Source organism: Neisseria sp. SLRRB23 (assembly GCF_050896295.1).
Classification (GTDB): domain Bacteria; phylum Pseudomonadota; class Gammaproteobacteria; order Burkholderiales; family Neisseriaceae; genus Neisseria.
Genome location: NZ_JBPBFH010000128.1, coordinates 1 through 395 on the forward strand (window position 1 = coordinate 1; position 395 = coordinate 395).

2 pseudogenes are annotated in these 395 nt (G+C 58.4%); one reads left to right on the forward strand and one right to left on the reverse strand.

Going from position 1 to position 395, the window contains the following annotated elements:
* A pseudogene (locus ACRPFF_RS11445) lies at positions 1-138 on the reverse strand (aminoglycoside phosphotransferase); the annotation flags it as partial.
* Between ACRPFF_RS11445 and ACRPFF_RS11450 the strand changes: the two are divergent.
* Positions 133-243: pseudogene (locus tag ACRPFF_RS11450) on the forward strand (VUT family protein); the annotation flags it as partial. The pseudogenes ACRPFF_RS11445 and ACRPFF_RS11450 overlap by 6 nt on opposite strands.
* Between the last annotated feature and the right edge of the window lie 152 nt (positions 244-395).

Sequence of the window (395 nt, forward strand, 5' to 3'; positions counted from 1 at the left end):
CATCGTTTCACGGTCATATTCGGGCAAAACCCCTTCACGGCTCGCCTTCTGCAATTCGACCAGCTCTCTGATAGCCTCCAGCAGCAGCGCTTTGTGCGCCGCTTCGCCCTGCTCCTGAAGCATCGCAGTTAAAAACTTTTCGGCATCCACACCACTTGGGGCGCGTTTTCCTTTCCCTTCATCTTCCTCGCCACCGACCTGACCGTCCGCATTTTCGGTTCGCACTTGGCGCGGCGGATTATCTCTGTCTCTTATACNCTTTTCGCCTTTGCCGGGCGGAACTCATTTTCGGTGCGCCGCCCAGTTTTGCCGCGCCCGCATCGGAGCGTTCTTCGCGTTGTCAGCTGCCCCTCATTCCACTCCTGCTGGCCCGGATGCCGAACCCGCTTTGCCAT